Origin of the sequence: Streptomyces sp. LS1784, assembly GCF_020103755.1 — a bacterium.
In the GTDB taxonomy this organism is placed as follows: Bacteria; Actinomycetota; Actinomycetes; order Streptomycetales; family Streptomycetaceae; genus Kitasatospora.
The window spans coordinates 1-6610 of the sequence record NZ_JAHSQD010000469.1; the positions used below are offsets into that span (position 1 = coordinate 1).

Genomic DNA, 6610 nt, shown 5'->3' on the forward strand with positions numbered 1-6610 from the left:
CCATGAGCACGGGCGACCCTGACCCGGGCCTTGTCCCGATTCTTGGACCCCTTCGCCTTTCGGCTCAGGGCCCGCTGTGCGCGCTTCAACTTCTTCTCGGCGCGGCGCAGGAACTTCGGGCTGTCGACCTTCGTGCCGTCCGAGAGCACCGCGAAGTGGGCCAGACCCAGGTCGATGCCGACCACTGCGTCGGCCCCGGGCATCCGCTCAAGGTCGGCGGCCGGGTCGGTCTCGACCACGAAGGAGGCGAAGTACCGCCCGGCGGCGTCCTTGACCACGGTCACCGTGGAGGGCACCGACGGCAGCGAGCGCGACCACTTCACCCGTACGTCGCCGATCTTCGGCAGACGCAGCTTCCCGCCACCGGTGATTCTCCACCCGGCATTGGCCGTGAAGCGGATCGCCTGCCGGCTGTCCCTGCGGGACTTGAACCGGGGTGGTCCGGTCTTCGGCCGTTTGCTTTTGATGCCGTCGAAGAAGTTCCGGTATGCGGTGTCCAGGTCCCGCAACGACTGTTGCAGGATCACCGACGACACCTCGCCGAGCCAGGCATGCTCGGGGGTCTTCTTCGAGGCCGTCAGCCGCCTGGACGGCTCGGCCGACGTGACGAACGGCAGCCCGGCGGCGCGGGCGTCCTCACGGATACGGAGCGCGTCGTTGAAGACCACCCGAGCACACCCGAACGACCTTGCCAGGCAAGCGCGCTGACTGACGCTCGGGCACACGCGGAAGGCGTACCGAAGCTGCACGATGCTCGCCGTAGCATCCTGGTTCATGTCACCACGCTGGAATCCGAACCCAGACGTGCGCACCGGCCGTCACGTCGTCCACCACCTGCACGTCCACTTGGTTTTCGTCACCAAGTACCGGCGCAGGGCCTTCACCGACGCCATGCTGACCCGCTGCGAAGAGATCATGCAGGACGTGTGTACGGACTTCGAAGCCGAGTTGAAGCAGTTCAACGGCGAGCAGGATCACGTACGCCTGCTGGTGCACCACCCGCCCAAGGTCCAGCTCTCCAAGCTGGTCAACAGCCTCAAAGGCGTCAGCTCCCGGCGTCTGCGACAGGAGTACGACAGCCACGTCCACCGCTACCTGTGGGGCGGCCGCTTCCGGTCCGGCTCCTACTTCGCCGGATCGTGCGGTGGCGCGCCACACACCGTCGTACGCCACTACATCGAGAGTCAGCAACGCCCGACCGTCTGACCCTCGCCCCGCAGGCGCAGAGAACTCCGGCGCTCCGCGCCTCCGAGACAAGGACGGCCTTCACCCCCGGCGTAAACGCCGGAGCACTGGCCAAGATCAAAGGTAGAACCACGGGACCGGCGCGGGAGTCAGTACCGGCGGCAGTACGGGGGTGTCCTGTCCGTGTCGCTTGTGGAGGGACGTCAACGCGGGCGCGATGTCGGTGTCCCAGAGGTCCAGGAGCAGCGGGCCCAGACCGTTGTCCGCTGCCCGTACGGGCAGCTGTAGGACCTTCGCCCTTCTCTGCGGGCGTTTTCGGCGTGCGTCGGTTGGAGGAGGGGCCGGCAGAGCCTTCCAGCGTTGCGGGCAAAGAATGCGCTGACCGGAGGCGGGTTGCACGGTGTCTGCGAGGAGGGCGGCCCGGGCCTCGACGATCGTGGCGAGGTTGGTCGGGGTGATGAGGTCGGCGTCGAAGGTCTCGGTCCAGCCGTTCGGCATGACGTCCGCGCTCAGGTAGGGGCCGTGGCCGGCTTCGCGCAGTTCGGTCAGGACTGTCTGCTCGACGGTGTGGGCTTCGGCGCCGGTGGCGAAGTGCCAGTCCCGGACGAGGGCCCGGGCGGTGAGGAGAAGGGGGTGGTGGACACGGGGTCCAGCCGGTCGTGCACGGAATCATCCTGTGGACGTGCACGGGGTGCCGCCGTCCGGGCCGGGGCCTTCCGTGCTCGCGGTCAGCCCTTGACCGCGCCGGCGGCGAGGCCGGAGGCGATCCTGCGCTGGACGATGAGGAAGAAGACCACAACGGGCAGGGCGGTCAGCGTGGCACCGTCTACTCCTTCATCGAGTCGTTCGCCGTCAACCGGTACAGCACCGGCCGAAGTCCCAGATGGCCGTCAGCGTGGTGACCATGAGCAGGATTGGCCTGATCACGGGAAGGGTGACGTGCCGGAAGGCCTGGAACGGCCGGGCACCGTCGAGCACCGCGGACTCCTCCAGCTCCGGCAGGACCTGCGCCAGCGCTGCCCGCAGGGTGATCGCCGCGAACGGCAGCGATCCCCACACGACGACCGCGACGATGACGGCGAAACCCTGCCACGGGTCGGTGAACCAGTTGCGCTTGGCCAGGTCGACCCCGGGCAGCCGGGAGAGCACCCAGTTCACCACGCCGAAGTCGGCGTCGAAGAGCCAGCGGAAGACCGATGCGGCGACCATGGCCGGCATCGCCCGCACCATGACCAGCACCGCGGCGATGACGGCGCGCACCCACGGGGAGACGCGGCGCATCAGCAGCGCGGTGCCCAGCCCGCAGAACACCGTCAGGGCGACGCACACCGCGGTGAACAGCACCGTGCGGAACACCACCGTCCAGAAGAACCCGTCCCCGAGGATCCGCCGGAACTACTCCAGCCCCGCCCAGGGCGGCACCGCGCCGCTGAACAGCTGCTCGCGGGTCATGTCCTGGAAGGCGAGCACGACCATGTCCACGAGCGGGTAGCCGAGCACGAGGACGAGCGCGAGGACGGTGGGGCCGATCAGCAGGGACGGCAGCAGGGACGGCCGGCGCCGCCGGACCCGGTCAGCGCTCATTGATCACTTCGTCGATCCGCTTGTCGGCGTCCCGGGTGGCGTCCTGCACCGACACCTTGCCGTTGGCGATCCGTTCGAGCATCTCGGGCAGGATGTTCGACTTCTCCACCGACGTCCAGCCGGGGGCGAACGGAGTCATCCAGCCGCCGGTCGCGGCGGCCCGGGCGGACGGCCCGTTGATGCCGCCGGCGGCGACCTCGGCCAGCTGGGTGGTGTTGTTGGGCAGGGTGTTCGCGGCGATCAGCGCCTTCTGTGACTCCCGGTCGGTGAACATCTTGATCCAGTCGGCGGCCAGGTCCTTGCGCGACGACTTGGCCGGCACGGCCAGGGTGGAGCCTCCGAGGAACGGCGGCAGGAGCTTCCCGGACGGGCCGGGGAAGGGGAAGGTGGCGAACTTGTCCTTCAGCTTCGCATCCCCGCCGGAGCGCTCGTCGGCGGCGGCGCCGGCCTCCCAGGTGTTGCCGTAGAAGACGGCCACGTGGCCCTGGCCGGCGACGCCCGGCTGGTCGCCGTTGTCCTTGGCGCGGTCGCCGACGTAGTAGTTGTCGATCAGCCGCTTCCACTCGGTGAGCCCGGCGACGGAGGCCGGAGAGGACAGCGAGGACTTCCAGCGGCTGCCGTCCTTCACGGCGATCTCGCCGCCCGCGTCCTTCACGAAGGCCATGACCGCGTACCAGTAGCGGCCCGGCATGTAGAAGGCGGAGAAGTTCGGGTCCTCGGGGCCGAAGGTGTTCTTCAACCGGTCGAACGCCGAGATCAGCTCGGGGTAGGTCTTCGGGGCTCCGGGGACGCCTGCGCGGGTGAAGAGGTCGGTGCGGTAGACACCGACCCGGGCCCCGACGTAGTAGGGCACGCAATAGGTCTTGCCGTCGTTGCGGCACGCGTCGGCCAGGGCCGGCAGCCACGCGTCCGACTGGTCGAAGCGAGCCGGGTCGAGCGGGGCGAAAGCGCCGTTGACGATGTAGTTGGTGGTCTCGCTGTTGCCCATCTCCACCACGTCGGGCACGTTCTTCCCGGCGAGGACGGCGTCCAGCTTCTGGTTCTTGGTCGTCCACTGCTGGTACTGGACCTCGACCTGGACCCCGGGGTGGGCCTTGGTGAACCGGTCATTAGTGGACTGGACCAATTGTGGCCAACTCTCCTGGGCGTCCACGGCCAGCCAGACGGTCAGCTTGCCCCCCGAGGCGGAACCTCCTCCCGAGCCGCTGCCGCACCCGGCTACGGCCAGGGACAGGAGTAACGCCAACACGACGGGGCGACTGGACACGCGCATGGCCATGGTGGTCTCCAAGTTCGCTGTGGAGGTGGACCTTTGACTACCCATCGGATGAGCCGTGCTGCAGAGGTCTAGACATTAGGCCGGAAGACGACGTTCGGTGTCCCACGGACGGTGCAACGCCTTGACTCCTCCCGGGCCGCACAAACAGGTCGGGCCCGCGCGACACCCACCCGACCCCGGTCGAACGGCCTGTACGTGACCGAGCAGACGACTGCCGCGCCGCGCCCGATGCGACACCCGACACCGTCTGTCTCACGCACCGGACCGCACCGGTTGCGCAGACCGACCGGCCATCGCGCATCGAGATCGGCGGCTGGAGACCGGCACGTGCTACAGGCCGTCGGGCTCGGACCAGTTGTGGGTTTGTGAATCCCGTGGAGGCAGGCAAGCGCCCGACAGTCGATGGCAGGTTGTCGATCACTCGGTCGAGTGAGGACCGCAGCCTCACTCCCGGAAAGAGCGGCGGTAGGCGTCCGGCGGCACGCCGATCGTGCGGTGGAAGTGGCGGCGCAGTGTCGTCGCCGTGCCCATGCCCGCGGCCAAGGCGATGGTGTCGACGCTGTCGTCCGTGGTCTCCAGCAGCTCGTGCGCGCGGCGGATCCGCTGTGTCAGCAGCCACTGCAGCGGGGTGGTGCCGGTTACCGAGCGGAAGTGGCGGCCCGGAGCCTACGGGCACACCGGGCGGTTCGTGGTCGCGGAGTTGCGCGAGCGCGGGTGCGTCCCCCTGCTCCTCGGTCGCGACCAGGACAAACTGCTGGCGCTGGCGCAGGCCCAACCGGGCCTTGAGGCGCGGCAGGCGTCGGTCGACGATCCGGCCTCGCTCGACCGCGCGCTGAACGGCGCGGCCGCCGTGATCAACTGCGCCGGGCCCTTCGCCACGACCGCCGCCCCGCTGGTCGAGGCGGCGCTGCGCGCCGGCATTCCGTATGTCGACGTGGCGGCCGAGATCGAGGCGAACCGTGACACGTTCGCGCACTTCGCGGAGCCCGCCCGCACAGCAGGCACCGTGGACCGCGCTGCTGCCGCAGGACCGCCCCCGGGTCCTCCTGGTGGACGAGATCGACAAGTCCGGGTGGAGACCCAGTGCGGCGTGACCATCGCGGGCAGGCGTTCGGTGAGGTAGCGAAGCATTTCGATCGAGGCGCTGCCGGAGCCGATGATCACGGCCTCACGCAGTTCGGCCGTGGGCACACCGCTGCCGCGCAGGATTCGGCCGACCTCGGCGCGGGACCGCAGATGGGGCGAGAGGTCCGCTTCGGGCACCCCGGCGGGGACGAGACCGCCAAGGTAGACGATCCGGGTGCGCCGGCGGCCGCGGCGGCGGCTCCGAAGGCATGGGCTGCCGCACGGTCGGTGGCCTCGAAGGCCGGTCCGGTGCCGAGGGAGTGCACCAGGTAGTAGGCCACATCGACGCCGTCGAAAGCCTCTGCGAGGGTCTCGGGTCGGCTCACGTCGCCGACGGCGATGTCCACGTCCGCCCGCCACGGTTGGTCCCGCAGCCGGCCGGGATTGCGCACCAGGCAGCGGACACGGTGTCCCCGGGCGAGCAACTCGGGCACCAGGCGGCCGCCGATGTAGCCGCTCGCGCCGGTCACCAGGCAACGCCTCGCCCCGGCTCACCGTGTGTCCATCTCGACTCCTCGTCCGAAAGCCGGGCCCGCCGACTCCTGCGGTCGACCGGAGCAGCGGGATCAGGATCGCGTCCCACTTCGGAGCCCGCGACCGGGCGGATCGGCCGGCGCGATGACCGGTCCGAGCCCCTGCTCGTTCCGCACCGATCCGGGTGACCGGCCGACGGATCGGCACCCGGGCACGGCTGATCAGCTTCGTCGCCGCCGTCTTCCCCACGTCCCGGTGGACCGCCCGGTGACCGACGCCGACGGCAGCCCCGCAGAGCGCGGGGAACACATGACGTGGGTGTCCGCCCCGTCGCACGACCGGGAGCACCGGGTCGGTCCTCCGGCTGCCGGGGCACCGGCGCCTCGCCGGGCAGCCCGGCCGCAGCGACTGAAGCGACCGGGGCCGCAGGTCGGCCCGCGGTGGTGCTGGGCCAGCACGCCCGCTTCGGCCACGAGCTGCTCCCGCTGCACGTGGCCGGCGAGGTCCTGGACCGCGCCGGCCACCTGGGCGCCCTGGAACTGTTCTTCGCCGGGATCGCGCCGGTCCTGCGCCGCGAACTCCCGGGTCCCTCGCTGGACAACGCCGGCCGTGGACGGCTGTCGGCGGGCTCTGACGGGCGTTGGCCGGCTGGTGACAAGCTCTGACGGCTGCCGCTCCGCGTCAGCGGGAGCAGCCGATTCCCCAGGCGGCGGCCCGGGCCGCGGCGGCCGCGCGGTTGGGGAGGTCGAGTTTGGCGAGGATGTGCTCGATGTGGGTCCCCACCGTGCGCGGCGTGACATACAGCCGCTCGGCGATCTCCCGGTTGGTGCGGCCGGCCGTCAGCTCGGCCAGGACCTGGAGTTCCCGTGGCGAGAGTCCGCCCGGCCGGGTCGCGGCGCCCGGGCCGGCCGCGGCGGCCTCCTCGGATCGCGGGCCCGCGTGGGAGGCGACGGCCGCGGCGAG

The 6610-nt window shown here is 70.4% G+C and carries 8 protein-coding genes and 3 pseudogenes; 3 read left to right on the forward strand and 8 right to left on the reverse strand.

Annotated features, from left to right (window positions below):
• On the reverse strand, window positions 1-749 hold a 749-nt coding region (locus tag KS423_RS34875), incomplete at its 3' end, for an RNA-guided endonuclease TnpB family protein (RefSeq protein ID WP_224283767.1).
• A gap of 25 nt (window positions 750-774) precedes the next feature.
• On the opposite strand from KS423_RS34875, the gene tnpA reads away from it, so the two are divergent.
• Complete coding sequence (gene tnpA, locus KS423_RS34880) at window positions 775-1206, forward strand: IS200/IS605 family transposase (protein WP_224283760.1); 432 nt, start codon at window positions 775-777, stop codon at window positions 1204-1206.
• 96 nt (window positions 1207-1302) lie between these two features.
• Here the strand turns inward: tnpA and KS423_RS34885 are convergent, their stop codons facing one another.
• From KS423_RS34885 to KS423_RS34905, 5 genes and pseudogenes are all read right to left on the reverse strand, one after another.
• A complete protein-coding gene (locus tag KS423_RS34885) occupies window positions 1303-1683 on the reverse strand; it encodes a hypothetical protein (protein WP_224283761.1) in 381 nt (126 codons plus the stop codon).
• Window positions 1684-2037: 354 nt separating this feature from the next.
• A complete protein-coding gene (locus KS423_RS34890; protein WP_224283762.1) occupies window positions 2038-2544 on the reverse strand; it encodes a carbohydrate ABC transporter permease in 507 nt (168 codons plus the stop codon).
• A 36-nt stretch (window positions 2545-2580) separates the two neighbouring features.
• Entirely contained in the window at window positions 2581-2769 is a 189-nt protein-coding gene (locus KS423_RS34895; protein ID WP_224283763.1) for a hypothetical protein, read from the reverse strand.
• Window positions 2759-4042: an extracellular solute-binding protein gene (locus KS423_RS34900; RefSeq protein WP_224283764.1), complete on the reverse strand. Its 1284-nt coding sequence runs from the start codon at window positions 4040-4042 to the stop codon at window positions 2759-2761. The genes KS423_RS34895 and KS423_RS34900 overlap by 11 nt, the downstream gene beginning before the upstream one ends.
• A 450-nt stretch (window positions 4043-4492) precedes the next feature.
• Window positions 4493-4708, reverse strand: a pseudogene (locus KS423_RS34905) (helix-turn-helix domain-containing protein); the annotation flags it as partial.
• On the opposite strand from KS423_RS34905, the pseudogene KS423_RS34910 reads away from it, so the two are divergent.
• Window positions 4680-5057: pseudogene (locus tag KS423_RS34910) on the forward strand (saccharopine dehydrogenase NADP-binding domain-containing protein); the annotation flags it as partial. The pseudogenes KS423_RS34905 and KS423_RS34910 overlap by 29 nt on opposite strands.
• 59 nt (window positions 5058-5116) lie before the next feature.
• On the opposite strand, the pseudogene KS423_RS34915 reads toward KS423_RS34910, so the two are convergent.
• Window positions 5117-5646: pseudogene (locus KS423_RS34915) on the reverse strand (NAD(P)H-binding protein); the annotation flags it as partial.
• A gap of 441 nt (window positions 5647-6087) precedes the next feature.
• On the opposite strand from KS423_RS34915, the gene KS423_RS34920 reads away from it, so the two are divergent.
• Window positions 6088-6312: a hypothetical protein gene (locus KS423_RS34920; protein ID WP_224283765.1), complete on the forward strand. Its 225-nt coding sequence runs from the start codon at window positions 6088-6090 to the stop codon at window positions 6310-6312.
• Between the two features lie 16 nt (window positions 6313-6328).
• Here KS423_RS34920 and KS423_RS34925 read toward each other — a convergent pair.
• Window positions 6329-6610, reverse strand: a 282-nt coding sequence (locus KS423_RS34925) for a response regulator transcription factor (RefSeq protein ID WP_224283766.1), incomplete at its 5' end; no start/stop codon positions are given.